The organism is Pseudomonas sp. 18.1.10, from assembly GCF_024655625.1.
In the GTDB taxonomy this organism is placed as follows: domain Bacteria; phylum Pseudomonadota; class Gammaproteobacteria; order Pseudomonadales; family Pseudomonadaceae; genus Aquipseudomonas.
Window position 1 is genome coordinate 1 of the sequence record NZ_JANLGL010000143.1, and the last position, 15,407, is coordinate 15,407.

Sequence of the window (15,407 nt, forward strand, 5' to 3'; positions counted from 1 at the left end):
AGTCAACTTATGTGTGGCTGGGGTAGAGCATTCGCGAGCAAGCCCGCTCCCACATTTGGATTGCGGTGCATCAGTCAAACCCCACACAGCTTGCGCAGCAATTCGGTATCCAGATGGTTCTCCACCAAGTCCGCCAAGCGTTCGATATCTCGTTCGCGCAGCGCGTGGTAATCCACCTCCTGCACGTCCTGCAACCCCGCCCAGCGCAGCAAGGCGCTGCACGCTGCCGGCGTCTCGAACAAGCCATGCAGGTAGGTGCCGAGGATTTGTCCGTCCGCACTCTGTGCGCCGTCGCTGCGACCGTCATCCAACATGACGGCGGCGTTTGCCAGCGCACTGCCAGACGTCACGCCCGCATGGATCTCATACCCACTGACCTCAGCATCTTCCAGCAGCAAGCGCCCACGCACATTGCGCAGTTGCTTCTCCTCCTCCAGCGTCGTGCTGAACGCCAGCAACCCCAGGCCATCACTGGAGCCTGCGGGCCCTTCCAGGCCGAGCGGGTCGTGCACCTGTTCGCCCAGCATCTGCAAACCACCACAAATCCCCAGCACCTTGCCACCGTAGCGCAAGTGCCGCGCCACGGCGCTGTCCCAGCCATTGGCGCGCAGATAGGCGAGGTCGCTGCGCACGCTTTTCGAGCCGGGCAGGATCATCAGGTCGGCCGGCGGAATCGGCTGGCCGGGGCCGACAAACTGCAAATCCACCTGGGGATGCAGGCGCAGCGGGTCGAAATCCGTGTGGTTACTGATGCGCGGCAACACCGGCACCACCACTTTGAGCACCTGGGCGGCCTTGTCGATCTGGCGTCGGTCGAGGCCGTCTTCGGCTTCCAGGTGCAGGTCCATCACGTAGGGCAACACGCCCACCACCGGTTTGCCGGTGCGCGCCTCCAGCCAATCCAGGCCCGGTTGCAGCAGCGCGATATCGCCACGAAAACGGTTGATGATGAAACCTTTGACCCGCGCCTGCTCAGTCGGCGACAGCAATTCGAGGGTGCCGACCAGATGGGCAAACACGCCGCCGCGATTGATATCGGCGATCAGCAGCACCGGGCAATCCACCGCTTCGGCAAAGCCCATGTTGGCGATGTCATTGGCGCGCAGGTTGATCTCCGCCGGGGAGCCCGCGCCCTCCACCATCACCACCGGATAGGCTTGGCTCAATCGCGCATGGGAGGCCAGTACCGCTTGCATGGCGATGGCTTTGTAGTCGTGATAGGCCACGGCGTTCATGCTGGTCACGGCGCGGCCGTGGATAATCACCTGGGAACCGGTGTCGCTGTTGGGCTTGAGCAGCACCGGGTTCATGTCGGTGTGCGGCGCCAGGTTGGCGGCCTGGGCCTGCACGGCCTGGGCGCGGCCGATCTCGCCGCCTTCGGCGGTCACGGCACTGTTGAGGGCCATGTTCTGCGGCTTGAACGGCGCCACGGCCACGCCCTGGCGGATCAACCAGCGACACAGTGCAGTCACCAGCGTGCTTTTGCCGGCATCGGAGGTGGTGCCTTGCACCATCAGCGTACTCATGAGGCGTCCTTGTAGGCGGTCAGTGCCGCGTCGAGGCGCTGCCAGTCGGCCTCGGTGTCGGGCAGGCCAAAGCGCAGGCTGCTGTCATGCACAAACAGGCGCAGCAGGATGCCGCGCTGGGCCATGAATTCGTGCAGGCGCTCGGCGTGCGGGGTAATCAGCCATTGGAACAAGGCGCAACCGCCCTGGGGTTGCAAGCCGTGGCGCTCAAGCACGCCAAACAAACGCTCGCCGGCGTCGACGCAGCGCTTGCGCTGGCGCGTATGCCCGGCCACATCAAGCAGGCATTCCTGGCCCAGCACACGGGTTGGCCCGCTGACCGCCCACGGCCCGACCTGTTCGGCGAGCAGCTTGAGCAACTTGCGCTCGGCCAGCACAAACCCCAGGCGCACCCCGGCGAGGCCGAAGAATTTGCCGAACGAGCGCAACACGATCAGCCCGACCTGGTGGGCCTGGCTGGCCAGGCTCAGGTGCGGGGTGATGTCCATGAACGCTTCATCCACCACCAGCCAACCGCCGCGTTGCGCCAGGCGCGCATGCCAATCCAGCAGGCGTTCCGGGGTCAGGCTGAGGCCGGTGGGGTTGTTCGGGTTGACCACCACCAGCACGTCGAGGCCGTCGAGGAAGAAATCGACTTCCTGCTCCAGCACTTCGCGCACCACGTAACCGGCGCGGCGCCAGGCTTCGGCGTGCTCGGCGTAGCACGGCGACAGCACGCCGACCCTGCCTGCCCGGCGCAGGCGCGGCAGCAACTGGATCGCCGCTTGGGAGCCGGGCACCGGCAACACATGGGCGGCGCCGTAATACTCGCTCGCGGCGCGTTCCAGGCCGTCGTCGGTCTCGGGCAAGCGTGCCCAGGCGCGCAGCGGGATCTCGGGGATCGGCCAGGGCCACGGCGCAAGGCCGCTGGACAGGTCGAGCCAGTCGGCCTCGGCAATCCCGTACTGAATCGCCGCCTTGCGCAGCCGGCCACCGTGCTCAAGCATAGAATTGCGCCCCCGCGCAGAGAATCAGCAGCCACAACCATACGCCGCGCTGCACCAGCTGCCAGCCTCGGTCGATGGAATCCGCATCCGCCGCAGGGCCTTCGCCAAGCTGCGGACGCTGGTGGACTTCGCCGTGATAAATCGCCGCGCCGCCCAGTTCGACACCCAGGGCGCCCGCCCCCGCCGCCATCACCGGGCCGGCGTTAGGACTGTCCCAGGTCGGCCCCTGGGTGCGCCAGCACTTCAGCGCCAGGCGGGTTTTGCCCAGCAGCGCGTAGGTCAGTGCCACCAGGCGCGCAGGAATATAGTTGAGCACGTCGTCGATCTTGGCCGCGGCCCAGCCGAAACGCTCGAAGCGTTCGTTGCGATAGCCCCACATGGCATCCAGGGTGTTGCTCAGGCGATAAAGCACCACGCCCGGCACGCCGGCCACCACAAACCAGAACAGTGCGGCGAACACCGCATCGCTGCCGTTCTCCAGCACCGATTCAGTGGCAGCGCGGGCCACTTCGGTGCGGTCCAACTCACTGGTCTGCCGGCTCACCAGGTAACTCACGCGTTGGCGCGCTTCGTCCAGGTCGTCGCTGCGCAGGGCCTGGGCCACCGGGATCACGTGTTCGCCCAGGCTGCGCATGCCAAGGGCGCAGTACAGCGCGAGGATCTCCAGGACCCAGCCGATATACGGCGCCCACGACAACGCGGTGGCCAGCAAGGTCAGCGGCACCACGGCGATAAACCACGCGGTCACGCCATGGCTGCGCCAGCCACGGCCACCGGTGTTGAAACGTTGCTCGATGCGCCCGGCGAAATTGCCAAACGCCACCAGCGGATGCCAGCGCTTGGGCTCGCCCACCAGCGCATCCAGCGCCACGGCGGCGACACACAGCAAGGCCACACTCATTGACTCACTCCCCACACATTTTCGTACAACATGTCACTCAGCGGCCGTGGTTCGGTCCAGCCTTCGAGCTGCAACATCGGTGCCGGATAGAACTCGGCCACCGGCCCCAGGCACAGCACGGCCAGGGGTTTCGCGCCGGAGGGCAAGCCCAGCAGGTCGGCCAGGGCCTGGGGTTCGAACAGCGAGACCCAGCCCATGCCCAGGCCTTCGACGCGGGCGGCCAGCCACAGGTTCTGGATCGCGCAGGACAACGAGGCCATGTCCATCTCCGGCAAGGTGCGGCGGCCGAAGATGTGGCGCTCGCGATCGTCCATCAAGGCCGCCACCAGTACTTCGGCGCAATCGTGGATGCCTTCGACCTTGAGCTTCATGAAGTCGTCGGAGCGTTCGCCCAACGCTTCGGCGGTGCGGATGCGTTCTTCTTCCACCAGTTGCTGAATTTGCACGCGCAGTTGACGGTCGCTGATGCGGATAAAACGCCACGGCTGCATCAGGCCGACACTCGGCGCCTGATGGGCGGCCTGGAGCAGGCGGTGGAGCAGTTCGGGGGCCACGGTGCCGCCGGTGAAGTGGCGCATGTCGCGGCGTTCGGCGATGGCGCGGTAGACGGCGTCGCGGTCGGCCTGGGGGAAGGCGTTGTCGGTCATGGCCTCTTCGCGAGCAAGCCCGCTCCCACATTGGATTGGGTTTCAACTCGGTCAACTGTGGGAGCGGGCTTGCTCGCGAAAGCGCCTTCCCGGTCTGGCGCAAACAATGCCGCCACCGCCGCCGGATTCGACGGAAAGTAAAAGTGCACGTAGGAAGCCGTCATCCGCCCCTGTCGGTAAACCGCCTCGGCGCCCCGCCCGCCATTGGGGCTCACGCCACGGGCAATCGGCGTGCAGTCGGTGCTGGTTAAAGAATGGTGATAGGTATGCCCACGCAGCACGCCTTCCGGCAACTCGACGTTTTGCAGGGCCAGGGCGGCCAATTTCTTCTGCATCACCGCATCCCCCTGCAACAGACCGAGCAGTTCAGCGCGATTGCCGTCCACATCAGTCAGCGAATCCAGCAGGTACAACATGCCGCCGCACTCGGCGAGCAGCGGTTTGCCGGCCGCGTGATGGGCACGGATCGCGTCCAGCATCGCGGTGTTTTGCGACAACGCCTGGTGATGCAATTCCGGGTAGCCGCCCGGCAGATAGAGGCTGTCGGCGTCAGGCAATTCCCGATCATGGATCGGCGAGAAGAAGTGCAGCTCGGCGCCCATCGCCCGCAACAGGTCGAGGCTGGCGCCGTAGGTAAAGGCGAAGGCTTCGTCGCGGGCCACGGCGATGCGCACACCGTCGAGCAGCGGCTCGGCGGCGATCACTGCGGGGGCGGCGAAGGTCACTGGCGGCGGCAGCGCGACTTCGCAGCTGCTGCCCAAGGCTTGGGCGGCGGCGTCGAGGCGCACGTCGAGGTCGTTCAGTTCGCTGGCTTGCACCAGGCCCAGGTGACGACTCGGCAATTCGATGCCGGTCTCGCGGGACAAGGCGCCATACCAGCGCAGGCCTTCGGTGAGGCTGCCTTCGAGCAGTTGTGCATGGCGCAGGGTGCCGACGCGGTTGGCCAGCACGCCGGCGAACGGCAGGTCCGGCTGATAACGCGCCAGGCCCAGGGCCAACGCGCCAAACGTCTGGGCCATGGCGGTGCCGTCGATCACGCCGAGGACCGGCACGCCGAAGTGGCGGGCCAGGTCAGCGCTGGAGGGGGTGCCGTCGAACAGGCCCATGACGCCTTCGATGAGGATCAGGTCGGCCTCGCCGGCGGCTTCCCACAACAGGCGGCGACTTTCCTGCTCGCCCACCATCCACATGTCCAATTGATACACCGGCGCACCGCTGGCGCGCTCGTGGATCATCGGGTCGAGGAAGTCCGGCCCGCATTTGAACACGCGCACCTTGCGCCCCAGGTTGCGGTGCAAACGGGCCAGCGCAGCGGTGACGGTGGTTTTGCCCTGGCCGGACGCCGGTGCGGCGATCAATACGGCCGGGCAATGACGGGGCTGATTCAAAGTTCGACGCCCTTCTGTGCCTTGATGCCGGCCTGGAATGCGTGTTTGAGCATGCCCATTTCGGTGACGGTATCGCCCATTTCAATCAGTTCAGGCTTGGCGCCACGGCCGGTGACCACCACGTGCTGCATCGGCGGACGCGCTTGCAGGTCGCTGAGCACCTGGTCGAGGTCGAGGTAGCCGTGCTTGAGGGCAATGTTCAGTTCATCGAGGACCACAAGGCCGATGGACGGGTCTTGCAGCAGTTCGCGGGAAACTTCCCACGCGGCTTCGGCGGCGGCGATGTCGCGCTGGCGGTCCTGGGTTTCCCAGGTGAAGCCTTCACCCATGACGTGGAACCGCACTTGCTCGGGGAAACGGCGGAAGAACAGCTCTTCGCCCGTGCTGTTACGCCCCTTGATGAACTGCACCACGCCGCACTGCATACCGTGGCCCATGGCGCGGGCGAGCATGCCGAACGCGGAGCTGCTTTTGCCTTTGCCGTTGCCGGTCAGCACCAGCAGCAGGCCGCACTCGTTGGGGGAATTGGCGATGCGCTCGTCGATCACGGCTTTTTTGCGCAGCATGCGCGCCAGGTGGCGTTCGTCGCGGTCGGGGGAATCGGTCATGGCAGCTCTCCGTTGGGGCTGGACAAAAACGGCGGGCAGGAAAAAGAAAAAACAGACAGCCAAGCATCGCCCACCGTGATGCTGTTGGATGTTTCAGGCCGGTCTCCGGGCTCATGAGTGGCGCGTGCATAGGACAGGCAGGCCAACGCTGCGCCTTCCCATATCGCCGGGCGATACAGTGGCAAAAGCAGCGTCTTGACTCATTTACCGTTGCGGGGGCAGCGCCGGAATTGCGGCAGCACTGTGTACAAGTGCGCGCGCTCACCGGCTTCCCTGTTTCACTCGGTGGACCCATGGGTCACAGAGCACCTGGAACAAGTCGCGAAGGGTAGAGGGTTGGGGGTGGAGCGTCAATTAAAGCCGGCTGCGCACTTGAACCATCGGACCGCCGCACGCCTCTACCCTTACAGGTATCCAGGAGAAAAACATGCATAAGACCCGACTTGCCCTACTGATGATGTGCGCAGGCGCCCTCGCCGCCTGCGGTGAAAGTTCGACCTTGCAAGTGTCTGACGGCACCGGGCCTTCCCCCAAGCTCCCGGAGCCGAACAAGACCCTGATCCCCACGGTCAACATCGCGCCGGCCATTGGCTGGCCTGAGGGCGCGAAACCCACCGCGGCTGCCGGGACTCAGGTGGCGGCGTTTGCCGAAGGGCTGGACCACCCGCGCTGGCTGTATGTGCTACCCAATGGCGACGTGCTGGTGGCAGAAACCAATGCGCCGCCCAAACCCGATGACTCAAAGGGCATTCGTGGCTGGGTGATGGAAAAGGTCATGGGCCGAGCCGGCGCTGGCGTGCCGAGCCCGAACCGCATCACTGCGCGATGCCGACCACGATGGCATCGCCGAGACCCGTACGGTCTTCCTGGCAGACCTCAATTCGCCGTTCGGCATGGCCCTGGTGGGCAATGATCTGTATGTAGCGGACTCGGACAAGCTGCTGCGCTTTCCCTATCAGCCGGGTGAAACCACGATCAAGGAAGCCGGCACCAAGGTCGTCGACCTCCCCGGCGGCAGCATCAACCACCACTGGACCAAAAACGTGGTGGCGAGCAAGGACGGCAGCAAGCTGTATGTGAGCGTTGGCTCCAACAGCAACGTCGGGGAAAACGGCCTGCAGGCAGAAGAAGGCCGAGCGGCGATCTGGGAAGTGGACCGCGCCAGCGGCCAGCACCGCATCTTCGCCTCGGGCCTGCGCAACCCCAACGGCATGGCCTGGGAACCGCAAAGCGGCAAGCTGTGGACGGCGGTGAACGAACGCGACGAGATCGGCAGCGACCTGGTGCCGGACTACATCACCTCGGTGCAGGATGGCGCCTTCTATGGCTGGCCGTTCAGCTACTACGGGCAGCATGTGGATGTGCGGGTCAACCCGCAAAACCTCGACCTGGTGGCCAAGGCGATTGCGCCGGACTACGCCGTAGGCCCGCATACCGCTTCACTGGGACTGACGTTTGCCGAGGGCAGCAAATTGCCAGCGCCCTTCACTAACGGCGCGTTCATCGGCCAGCATGGCTCGTGGAACCGCAAGCCCCACAGTGGCTACAAGGTGATCTTCGTACCGTTCGAGGCTGGCCAGCCCAAGGGGCAGCCGGTGGATGTGCTGACCGGGTTCCTCGACAAAGACGAGAAAGCCATGGGCCGGCCGGTGGGCGTGGTGGTTGATCCGCAAGGCGGGGTGTTGGTGGCGGATGATGTGGGGAATAAGGTGTGGCGGGTGTCGGCAGCCAAGTAAGTAGGCTTCAGACCACCACAAAACCCATGTGGGAGCGGGCTTGCCCGCGAATGCGCCGGATCAGACGACACATCAGTGACTGACACACCGCCTTCGCGAGCAAGCCCGCTCCCACACAAGCCCGCTCCCACATTAAGAGCGGCATTCAATTCAGGGATTGCGTGCCAGATTCCCTGGCAACACGCGCTTGGCACTCAGGTAAGCATTCTGCCAATACGCCTTGGACAGGGTATCCAGCTTCACCGTACCGCCGGTTTGCGGCGCGTGCACGAAGCGGCCCTCGCCCACATAGATCCCCGCGTGGCTGACCTGGGAGCCGCCGCCGGTGGCGAAGAACAACAGATCACCGGTTTGCAGGTTCTGCTCGCTGACATCCTGCGCCCGCATCACGATCAGTTCACGAGTGGTACGCGGCAAGGAGATGCCGGCGGCGTCACGAAAGACAAAGCCGATCAGGCCGCTGCAATCAAAGCCCGAGTCCGGCGTGTTGCCGCCCCAGCGATAAGGCGTGCCCACCAGGCCCAGCGCGCGAAAGAGCACGTCTTCGGCAGCAGGCGAGAAATTCTGGGTGGCGTAGTTGAACACCGGCTTGGGCTTCACCGCTACGGGTGCAGGCGGTGGACGGCTGGCGCAGGCGCTGAGCAGCGCGGCGCAGACAATGAGGATCAGGCGGGCCGAGGTCGACATGTGCAGAACAATCCTGGTCTGGATGCGGCTTTCGCTGCCGAACGCTGAAAACCAGAACGCGCAAGCAAAGCTCGCGCGTACGGATTACAACAATATCCAGGGATTCTAGCGCTTACACGTCAAACTTCAAGTATCACTTTAAGTTTACTTGCTAGCGGTAACCGTGGTCGGGGCCATGGCGAGTGCGCGCTTGGCTTCGATGAAGGTTTTGCTCCAGTAGCTGTCGCCCAGGTTGTCGACTCGAACACCGCCACTGCGACGGCTGCTGGAGTGGATAAACTGGTTATCGCCCAGGTAGATACCGGCGTGACTGACGCGACCACGACCAGCCGTACTGAAGAAAAGCAGATCACCGGGCTTGAGGTTGTTGCGCGCGACCAACGGTGCATTCACGTTAATCATCTCGCGAGTGGAGCGTGGCAGGTTCATGCCAGCTTCTTCACGAAACAGGTAGCCGATGAAACCGCTGCAGTCGAAACCGGCTTCAGAGGTACCGCCGAAACGGTAACGGGTACCGATCAGGGACATGCCGCGTTCGAGGATGCTGTCGGCCAGGACTGGAAGCTGGTAAGGCTTGTTGCCGGAGAAGGCGCCCAGTTCCTTTTCAGTCGCCAGCTCTTCTTCATAAACAGAAGCAGACTGTGCAGCGACGAATTTTGCCTGATTTTGAACCTGGGGTTTTTGCTGCTCAACCACCTGTTGAGGGTGGGAGGCGCAACCAAACAACAGGGTAACGAGTGCGAGAGGCACGAGGGGTGCGAAGCGATTTAGCATGGGCACGACCGTGGCTGATGTGTAAAGAAGCCGAGACTATGCCCTCTATCACATCGATTTGCAAATTCAATCGTGATCTATGTGACTTCTTGTTTGGACTATGACATCTAAGCCCTTAACACCCTATACGCGCCTTTTGCGTGGCCAAAGCGGCCCAAACGCAGGTTTTCTGGCGCCTGGAATTTGCCGAAAGCCACGAAAACAAAGGGCTGGCTACCAGCCGAGGGTTTCCTTGAGGAAGGGAATGGTCAGCTTGCGCTGGGCCTGCAAGGAGGCCTGATCGAGCTGCTCGAGCAAATCGAACAACGCGCTCATGCTACGGGTGCCACGGGTGAGGATAAAGTGCCCGACTTCGTCAGTGAGGTGCAGGCCGCGACGGGATGCACGCAATTGCAGGGCACGCAGCTTGTCTTCGTCGGAGAGCGGGCGCATCTGGAAGATCAGGGCCAGGGTCAGGCGAGACTTGAGGTCAGCCAGCTTCACCGGCAATTCTCGCGGCGAGGTCGATGCGGCGATCAACAAGCGCCGGCCGCTGTCACGCAGGCGATTGAACAGGTGGAACAGCGCCTCTTCCCACTCCGCCTTGCCGGCGATCGCCTGCAGGTCATCCAGGCAGACCAGTTCGTATTGCTCAAGGTGATCGAAGATGCCGATGCCACGGTCCATCAATTCAGCCAACGGCAGGTAAACCGCCGCTTCACCCATCTGCTCGAAGCGCAGGCACGCGGCCTGCAGCAGGTGAGTACGCCCTACGCCGTGTTTGCCCCACAGATAGATCAGGCTTTCGGTCCACCCGGCGTCGGCTTCGCAGAGCCGCTCGACATAGCCGAGTGCAGCGGCATTGGCGCCTGGGTAGTAGTTGATAAAGGTGGCGTCGTCACGCAGACGCACACCCAAGGGCAGCTGAATCGGTTTCATGCTGACTGAACGGCTCCAAACGAACCGCTAGTGGCCTCTGTGTAAAGTTTGCAAAGTTTATACCCGTGAAGCCGGGCGCACAATGCAGCAGACCACAAGCAAAATCAAAGGTTTGCGTTAACTTGCCGGTTTTGCGCAAATTGTTTGACGCCATAAACAACAAACCCGGCCAGGCCGGGTTTGTGGCACAGGGTTTACAGGTCGGGGTCTTCGACCCCCGTGTACACATCCGAATCCTTGTACAGATCATGCACATGGCGCACCAGCACCATAATCACCGCCGCCACCGGCAACGCCAGCAAGATGCCAGTAAAGCCGAACAGCTCGCCGCCCGCCAGGATCGCAAAGATCACCGCCACCGGGTGCAGACCGATCCGGTCCCCCACCAGCAAAGGTGTGAGCACCATGCCTTCCAAGGCCTGGCCGACCATAAACACTGCAACAATCCCCAGCATCGGGTACAGGTCGCCGCCGAACTGGAACAAACCCGCCACCAGCGCCGCGCCGATACCGATCACAAAGCCCATGTACGGCACGATGGCCGCCAAACCGGCGATCAGGCCAATCAACAGGCCCAGTTCCAGGCCGATTGCCATCAGGCCCGCCGCGTAGATAATCCCCAAGGCCAGCATCACCAGCAACTGCCCACGCACGAACGCACCAAGCACTTCGTGGCATTCCTCCGCCAGGGAGACGATGCGCTCCTCGCGATTGCGCGGCAGCAGGCTGCGGATCTTGGCCATCATGATGTCCCAGTCACGCAGCAGGTAGAACGCCACCACCGGGATCAGCACCAGGTTGGTCAACCAGCCGATCAGCGCCAGGCTGGACGCCGTGGCCTGGCTGAGCACCACACCGACAATATCCGTGGTCTGGCCCATATGCTCGCTGATCGCGGCCTTGACCTTGTCGAACTTCCAGAAACCATCCGACAACCCCAACTTGGCCTGGGCCCACGGCATCGCCGTGTGCTGCAACCAGTCGAGCATCTGCGGCGCCAGTTCATACAGACGGAACAGCTGCTTAGCCAGCATCGGCACCAGCACCAGCACCAGGGCCGTGACAATCAAGGTAAACAGGGCGAACACCGCCACCACGCCCCAGGTACGTGACAAGCCGGCTTTCTCCAGGCGATCCACCACCGGATCAAACAGATAGGCCAACAGCAACGCAACCAGGAACGGCGTCAGGATCGAATGCAGCAAGAACACAAATGCACACAGCAGGACGATCCCGCCAATCCACACCCAACGACGCGTATCCGCCATAAACCACTCCATTGCTTCTATATAAGGAAGAACTTTTTACCAATGAAAGCGCAGTTGCGCCTGCGGCTCTGGAGCACCACCCGCCGCAGCCGGCACTTCACCCGGCGCAACCTCCTGCAATTTGGCCAGGCTCAACTGGCTGCGCAACTGCTCGGCACTGCCATGGACCCGGTAAACAATGCGATTGCCATCCACCAACAGCGGCTGGCCGCCAAACGGTTCAAGCAGATGCCCCAGGGCCGCGTAGCGTTCCAGCGTCATGCCCTGCACTTCCAGCAGTTGCTCGGCGCTGACGCCAGGCTTGACCGCAAAGCGCGGCGCCAGCTTCTGGCTGACGGCCAACATCACCGCATCGGCCACAGCAGCGGTATCCGCCCCTTGGGCAGTGCCCTGCTCGCTCTTGTCGCCCAACCATAAACGCCACTTGGCCTGCCATTGGCTGCCTTCCTGGCGCGCATGCACCGCCAGCAAGGCATCCGCGCCGTAGCGCTCGGAGGCGGCACGCAGTGGGGTGGCGTCGGCACTTTCCAAATTCGGCGCGGTGGCGACCACCTGTTCATCGAGGTCACCCAGCGGCAGGCGCAACGGCAAGCCACGGTGCTGCGCCGCACGGCGCAAGGCCTGGGCGACGCTTTGGCCATCGCCCACCAGACTGCTGCCTTCGGTGGAGTCGTTCAGCCACCAGCCGAGGATCGATGGCCGATTGCTGCCCCAGATCGACAGGCCGGCGTCACGCAAGGCACGGTCGGTCGTCACCGGGTCGAAATCCACTTGCAGGCTCTCGGGCGGGCCGGCGTCGTAGCCGTATTGGCTGATGATTTGTTGCGGGTCCTTGCGAATCGCCGCCAGGCCCGGGCCGTCGGCCGCCTTGGCGTCACCGGTAAGGCGGATCACCAGGGTCTGCACGGCGCGCTGGGTCGCCTGGTCGCGCTCTTGTGGCGACTGGCTGCTGACCGGCTCAAATACTTGATAGAGGCCATTGAGGGTTTCGGCATGACTCGCCAGGCTGACCAACGACAAGCAGCCTACAAAGAAGAATTTACACAGACGCATGAAAGATTCCCGAACGACAAATTTAGCGGCTGGAACAGACCGCGTGAACTCGGTTGCGCAAGGCTGTGACCACAGCGACCGGTAAAACATTCACAGGGTCTTGGTAAGTTTTCGTACTGTCATTACGCTAGCGCGTTCAAGGCTATACCTTAATACGCACCAAGGCAGAGCCGATTAGCATTTTTTTAATCGGCTTTTTTAACCTATATCGCCCTGCCCGTCGGCCCGAGGATGGCCGCTGCCCCTCAAGCCTGATAAAATCGCGCGCCTTCGCAGACCGTCAACGGCTGGGCCTTTTACCAAAAGCGCCTGCCCGCTCGGTCGTTACCCCTGAATCCCCCCTAAAGGCCTGGATCATGAGCAAGCAACCCTCCCTGAGCTACAAGGACGCCGGTGTAGACATCGACGCCGGTGAAGCATTGGTCGAACGCATCAAGAGCGTCGCCAAGCGCACTGCGCGCCCCGAAGTCATGGGCGGCCTGGGCGGTTTTGGCGCCCTCTGCGAGATCCCGGCTGGCTACAAGCAGCCTGTGCTGGTCTCCGGCACCGACGGCGTGGGCACCAAGCTGCGCCTGGCGCTGAACCTGAACAAGCACGACAGCATCGGCATCGACCTGGTCGCCATGTGCGTCAATGACCTGGTGGTGTGCGGCGCCGAGCCGTTGTTCTTCCTGGACTACTACGCCACCGGCAAGCTCAACGTCGAGACCGCTACCCAGGTAGTGACCGGCATTGGCGCTGGCTGCGAACTGTCGGGTTGCTCCCTGGTCGGCGGCGAAACCGCTGAAATGCCGGGCATGTACGAAGGCGAAGACTACGACCTGGCCGGCTTCTGCGTTGGCGTTGTCGAAAAAGCCGAGATCATCGACGGCTCCAAGGTTGCCGCCGGCGACGCCCTGCTCGCCCTGCCATCGTCCGGCCCGCACTCCAACGGCTACTCGCTGATCCGCAAGATCATCGAAGTGTCCGGCGCCGACATCGAGAACATCCAGCTCGACGGCAAGCCACTGACCGACCTGCTGATGGCCCCGACCCGCATCTACGTCAAGCCCCTGCTCAAGCTGATCAAGGACACTGGCGCGGTTAAAGCCATGGCCCACATCACCGGTGGCGGCCTGTTGGACAACATCCCGCGCGTCCTGCCAAAAGGCGCCCAGGCCATCGTCGACGTGGCCAGCTGGCAGCGTCCTGCGGTCTTCGACTGGCTGCAGGAGAAAGGCAACGTCAACGAAACCGAGATGCACCGCGTGCTGAACTGCGGCGTAGGCATGGTCATCTGCGTGGCGCAAGAGCACGTTGAAACCGCGCTGAACATCCTGCGTGAAGCGGGCGAGCAGCCTTGGGTCATCGGCCAGATCGCCACTGCTCCAGAAGGCGCAGCCCAGGTCGAACTGAAGAACCTCAAGGCTCATTGATGTCCCAGACCTGTGATGTCGTGGTGCTGCTCTCCGGCACCGGCAGTAACTTGCAGGCCCTGATCGACAGCACGCGCACCGGCGACAGCCCGGTGCGCATCGCTGCGGTGATCTCCAACCGCAGCGACGCCTACGGCCTGCAACGCGCCAGGGACGCGGGTATCGACACCCGCTCCCTGGATCACAAGGCTTTCGAAGGCCGCGAAGCCTTCGATGCCGCCTTGATCGAACTGATCGACGCCTTCAATCCCAAACTCGTAGTCCTGGCCGGTTTCATGCGCATCCTCAGCGCTGATTTCGTGCGCCACTACGACGGGCGCCTGCTCAATATCCACCCTTCCCTGCTGCCCAAGTACAAAGGCATGCACACGCACCAGCGGGCGCTCGACGCCGGCGACAGCGAGCATGGCTGCAGCGTGCACTTCGTTACCGAGGAACTCGATGGCGGGCCTCTGGTCGTACAGGCAGTGGTTCCGGTAGAGTCTGACGACTCGGCGCAGACCCTTGCGCAACGGGTTCACACCCAGGAACACAGGATTTACCCGTTGGCTGTACGCTGGTTTGCCGAGGGGCGGTTGATTCTTGGTGACCAGGGTGCATTATTGGACGGTCAGTTACTCGCGGCCAGCGGCCACTTGATTCGAACCTAGGAGATTTTATGCGTCGCGCCTTGCTCTTCGCTTTTGCTCTGTTTGCCTTGCCTGCGGTGCAAGCGGCAGACCTTCACCCTTTCTCCGTCAGCTACACCGCCGACTGGAAACAGTTGCCCATGAGTGGCTCGGCTGAACGCAGCCTGGCCAAGAACGGCGATGGCACCTGGACCTTGAACTTCAAGGCTTCGATGATGATCGCCAGCCTGACCGAAACCAGCGTGATCCTGTTTGACAAGGACACCCTGCAACCGAAGAGCTACACCTTCGAACGCGGCGGCCTGGGCAAGGCGAAGAAGATCAATCTGGACTTCGACCAAACCGCGAAGAAAGTCACCGGCTTTGAAAACAAGGACCCAGTCAACGTAGCGCTGCAAAGCGGCATGCTCGACAAGTCGACCTACCAATTGGCCCTGCAACGTGACGTGGCCGCCGGCAAGAAAAGCATGAGCTACAACGTGGTGGAAGGTACCGACGTGGATACCTACGACTTCCGCGTGATCGGCCCGGAAAAGGTCCAGACCAAGGTCGGCTCCATTGACGCGATCAAGGTTGAGCGCGTGCGTGACCCGACACAAAGCAAGCGCATTACCCAGATGTGGTTCGCCAAGGACCAGGGCGGCATTCTGGTTGCACTGCGTCAGGTAGAAACTGACGGCAAGGAATACAACATCATGCTGCAAGACGGCACCGTTGACGGCAAGGCTGTCAAAGGTAGCTGATTAGCTGATGAGTCAAAAAAAGAGCCTCGCGGAATGTGGGGCTTTTTTTCGTCTGCATATTTTGTGTTGAAGCTTCTGCCGCCTTCGCGAGCAAGCCCGCTCCCACATTTGGAATGCATTCCAAATGT

At 62.8% G+C, this 15,407-nt stretch carries 14 protein-coding genes, 1 pseudogene and 1 riboswitch; of the genes and pseudogenes, 4 read left to right on the top strand and 11 right to left on the bottom strand.

Going from position 1 to position 15,407, the window contains the following annotated elements; all coding sequences use genetic code 11:
* Nucleotides 1-74: 74 nt before the first annotated feature.
* From NUV89_RS20915 to cobO, 6 genes are read right to left on the bottom strand one after another with little or no spacing between them, the layout of a single operon-like run.
* Nucleotides 75-1,526 carry a cobyric acid synthase gene (locus tag NUV89_RS20915; protein WP_257782792.1) on the bottom strand — a complete coding sequence of 484 codons (1,452 nt, stop codon included), beginning with the start codon at nt 1,524-1,526 and terminating at the stop codon, nt 75-77.
* Nucleotides 1,523-2,512 carry a threonine-phosphate decarboxylase CobD gene (gene cobD / locus NUV89_RS20920; RefSeq protein WP_257782793.1) on the bottom strand — a complete coding sequence of 330 codons (990 nt, stop codon included), beginning with the start codon at nt 2,510-2,512 and terminating at the stop codon, nt 1,523-1,525. Before cobD ends, NUV89_RS20915 begins: the two co-directional genes overlap by 4 nt.
* Complete coding sequence (gene cbiB / locus NUV89_RS20925) at nt 2,505-3,413, bottom strand: adenosylcobinamide-phosphate synthase CbiB (RefSeq protein ID WP_257782794.1); 909 nt, start codon at nt 3,411-3,413, stop codon at nt 2,505-2,507. Before cbiB ends, cobD begins: the two co-directional genes overlap by 8 nt.
* Nucleotides 3,410-4,060, bottom strand: coding sequence for a 5,6-dimethylbenzimidazole synthase (bluB, locus tag NUV89_RS20930; RefSeq protein WP_257782795.1), 651 nt, complete (start codon nt 4,058-4,060; stop codon nt 3,410-3,412). The genes cbiB and bluB overlap by 4 nt, the downstream gene beginning before the upstream one ends.
* On the bottom strand, nt 4,057-5,448 hold the full coding sequence (locus NUV89_RS20935) for a cobyrinate a,c-diamide synthase (RefSeq protein WP_257782796.1): 1,392 nt from the start codon (nt 5,446-5,448) through the stop codon (nt 4,057-4,059). Before NUV89_RS20935 ends, bluB begins: the two co-directional genes overlap by 4 nt.
* Nucleotides 5,445-6,056: a cob(I)yrinic acid a,c-diamide adenosyltransferase gene (cobO, locus tag NUV89_RS20940; protein WP_017734635.1), complete on the bottom strand. Its 612-nt coding sequence runs from the start codon at nt 6,054-6,056 to the stop codon at nt 5,445-5,447. The genes NUV89_RS20935 and cobO overlap by 4 nt, the downstream gene beginning before the upstream one ends.
* A 78-nt stretch (nt 6,057-6,134) precedes the next feature.
* A riboswitch (cobalamin riboswitch) is annotated at nt 6,135-6,384 on the bottom strand.
* Nucleotides 6,385-6,483: 99 nt separating this feature from the next.
* Here cobO and NUV89_RS20945 point away from each other — a divergent pair.
* A pseudogene (locus NUV89_RS20945) lies at nt 6,484-7,792 on the top strand (sorbosone dehydrogenase family protein).
* 150 nt (nt 7,793-7,942) lie between these two features.
* Here the strand turns inward: NUV89_RS20945 and NUV89_RS20950 are convergent.
* The 5 genes from NUV89_RS20950 to NUV89_RS20970 all read right to left on the bottom strand — a co-directional run bounded on the left by NUV89_RS20950 (nt 7,943) and on the right by NUV89_RS20970 (nt 12,492).
* Nucleotides 7,943-8,479 (bottom strand): C40 family peptidase, encoded by a 537-nt coding sequence (locus tag NUV89_RS20950; protein WP_017734633.1) that lies wholly within the window; start codon nt 8,477-8,479, stop codon nt 7,943-7,945.
* Between the two features lie 144 nt (nt 8,480-8,623).
* Complete coding sequence (locus NUV89_RS20955) at nt 8,624-9,253, bottom strand: C40 family peptidase (RefSeq protein ID WP_257782797.1); 630 nt, start codon at nt 9,251-9,253, stop codon at nt 8,624-8,626.
* Between the two features lie 213 nt (nt 9,254-9,466).
* Nucleotides 9,467-10,171: a DnaA regulatory inactivator Hda gene (gene hda, locus NUV89_RS20960; protein ID WP_017734631.1), complete on the bottom strand. Its 705-nt coding sequence runs from the start codon at nt 10,169-10,171 to the stop codon at nt 9,467-9,469.
* 194 nt (nt 10,172-10,365) lie between these two features.
* The gene (locus tag NUV89_RS20965; protein ID WP_257782798.1) at nt 10,366-11,439 is read right to left on the bottom strand and encodes an AI-2E family transporter; all 1,074 of its coding nucleotides are present in this window, start codon (nt 11,437-11,439) and stop codon (nt 10,366-10,368) included.
* Between the two features lie 36 nt (nt 11,440-11,475).
* The gene (locus NUV89_RS20970; protein ID WP_257782799.1) at nt 11,476-12,492 is read right to left on the bottom strand and encodes a DUF2066 domain-containing protein; all 1,017 of its coding nucleotides are present in this window, start codon (nt 12,490-12,492) and stop codon (nt 11,476-11,478) included.
* 356 nt (nt 12,493-12,848) lie between these two features.
* Here NUV89_RS20970 and purM point away from each other — a divergent pair, with 356 nt between their 5' ends.
* From purM to NUV89_RS20985, 3 genes are read left to right on the top strand one after another with little or no spacing between them, the layout of a single operon-like run.
* Complete coding sequence (gene purM / locus NUV89_RS20975; RefSeq protein WP_257782800.1) at nt 12,849-13,907, top strand: phosphoribosylformylglycinamidine cyclo-ligase; 1,059 nt, start codon at nt 12,849-12,851, stop codon at nt 13,905-13,907.
* Nucleotides 13,907-14,557 carry a phosphoribosylglycinamide formyltransferase gene (gene purN / locus NUV89_RS20980; protein ID WP_017734628.1) on the top strand — a complete coding sequence of 217 codons (651 nt, stop codon included), beginning with the start codon at nt 13,907-13,909 and terminating at the stop codon, nt 14,555-14,557. Before purM ends, purN begins: the two co-directional genes overlap by 1 nt.
* A gap of 8 nt (nt 14,558-14,565) precedes the next feature.
* The gene (locus NUV89_RS20985) at nt 14,566-15,279 is read left to right on the top strand and encodes a DUF3108 domain-containing protein (protein ID WP_017734627.1); all 714 of its coding nucleotides are present in this window, start codon (nt 14,566-14,568) and stop codon (nt 15,277-15,279) included.
* Nucleotides 15,280-15,407: the final 128 nt, after the last annotated feature.

What these genes read in the sequence shown, in the direction of transcription:
- NUV89_RS20915 (WP_257782792.1), bottom strand. Translation starts at nt 1,526, where the DNA reads ATGAGTACGCTGATGGTGCAAGGCACCACCTCCGATGCCGGCAAAAGC.
- cobD (WP_257782793.1), bottom strand. Translation starts at nt 2,512, where the DNA reads ATGCTTGAGCACGGTGGCCGGCTGCGCAAGGCGGCGATTCAGTACGGG.
- cbiB (WP_257782794.1), bottom strand. Translation starts at nt 3,413, where the DNA reads ATGAGTGTGGCCTTGCTGTGTGTCGCCGCCGTGGCGCTGGATGCGCTG.
- bluB (WP_257782795.1), bottom strand. Translation starts at nt 4,060, where the DNA reads ATGACCGACAACGCCTTCCCCCAGGCCGACCGCGACGCCGTCTACCGC.
- cobO (WP_017734635.1), bottom strand. Translation starts at nt 6,056, where the DNA reads ATGACCGATTCCCCCGACCGCGACGAACGCCACCTGGCGCGCATGCTG.
- NUV89_RS20950 (WP_017734633.1), bottom strand. Translation starts at nt 8,479, where the DNA reads ATGTCGACCTCGGCCCGCCTGATCCTCATTGTCTGCGCCGCGCTGCTC.
- NUV89_RS20955 (WP_257782797.1), bottom strand. Translation starts at nt 9,253, where the DNA reads ATGCTAAATCGCTTCGCACCCCTCGTGCCTCTCGCACTCGTTACCCTG.
- hda (WP_017734631.1), bottom strand. Translation starts at nt 10,171, where the DNA reads ATGAAACCGATTCAGCTGCCCTTGGGTGTGCGTCTGCGTGACGACGCC.
- NUV89_RS20965 (WP_257782798.1), bottom strand. Translation starts at nt 11,439, where the DNA reads ATGGCGGATACGCGTCGTTGGGTGTGGATTGGCGGGATCGTCCTGCTG.
- NUV89_RS20970 (WP_257782799.1), bottom strand. Translation starts at nt 12,492, where the DNA reads ATGCGTCTGTGTAAATTCTTCTTTGTAGGCTGCTTGTCGTTGGTCAGC.
- purM (WP_257782800.1), top strand. Translation starts at nt 12,849, where the DNA reads ATGAGCAAGCAACCCTCCCTGAGCTACAAGGACGCCGGTGTAGACATC.
- purN (WP_017734628.1), top strand. Translation starts at nt 13,907, where the DNA reads ATGTCCCAGACCTGTGATGTCGTGGTGCTGCTCTCCGGCACCGGCAGT.
- NUV89_RS20985 (WP_017734627.1), top strand. Translation starts at nt 14,566, where the DNA reads ATGCGTCGCGCCTTGCTCTTCGCTTTTGCTCTGTTTGCCTTGCCTGCG.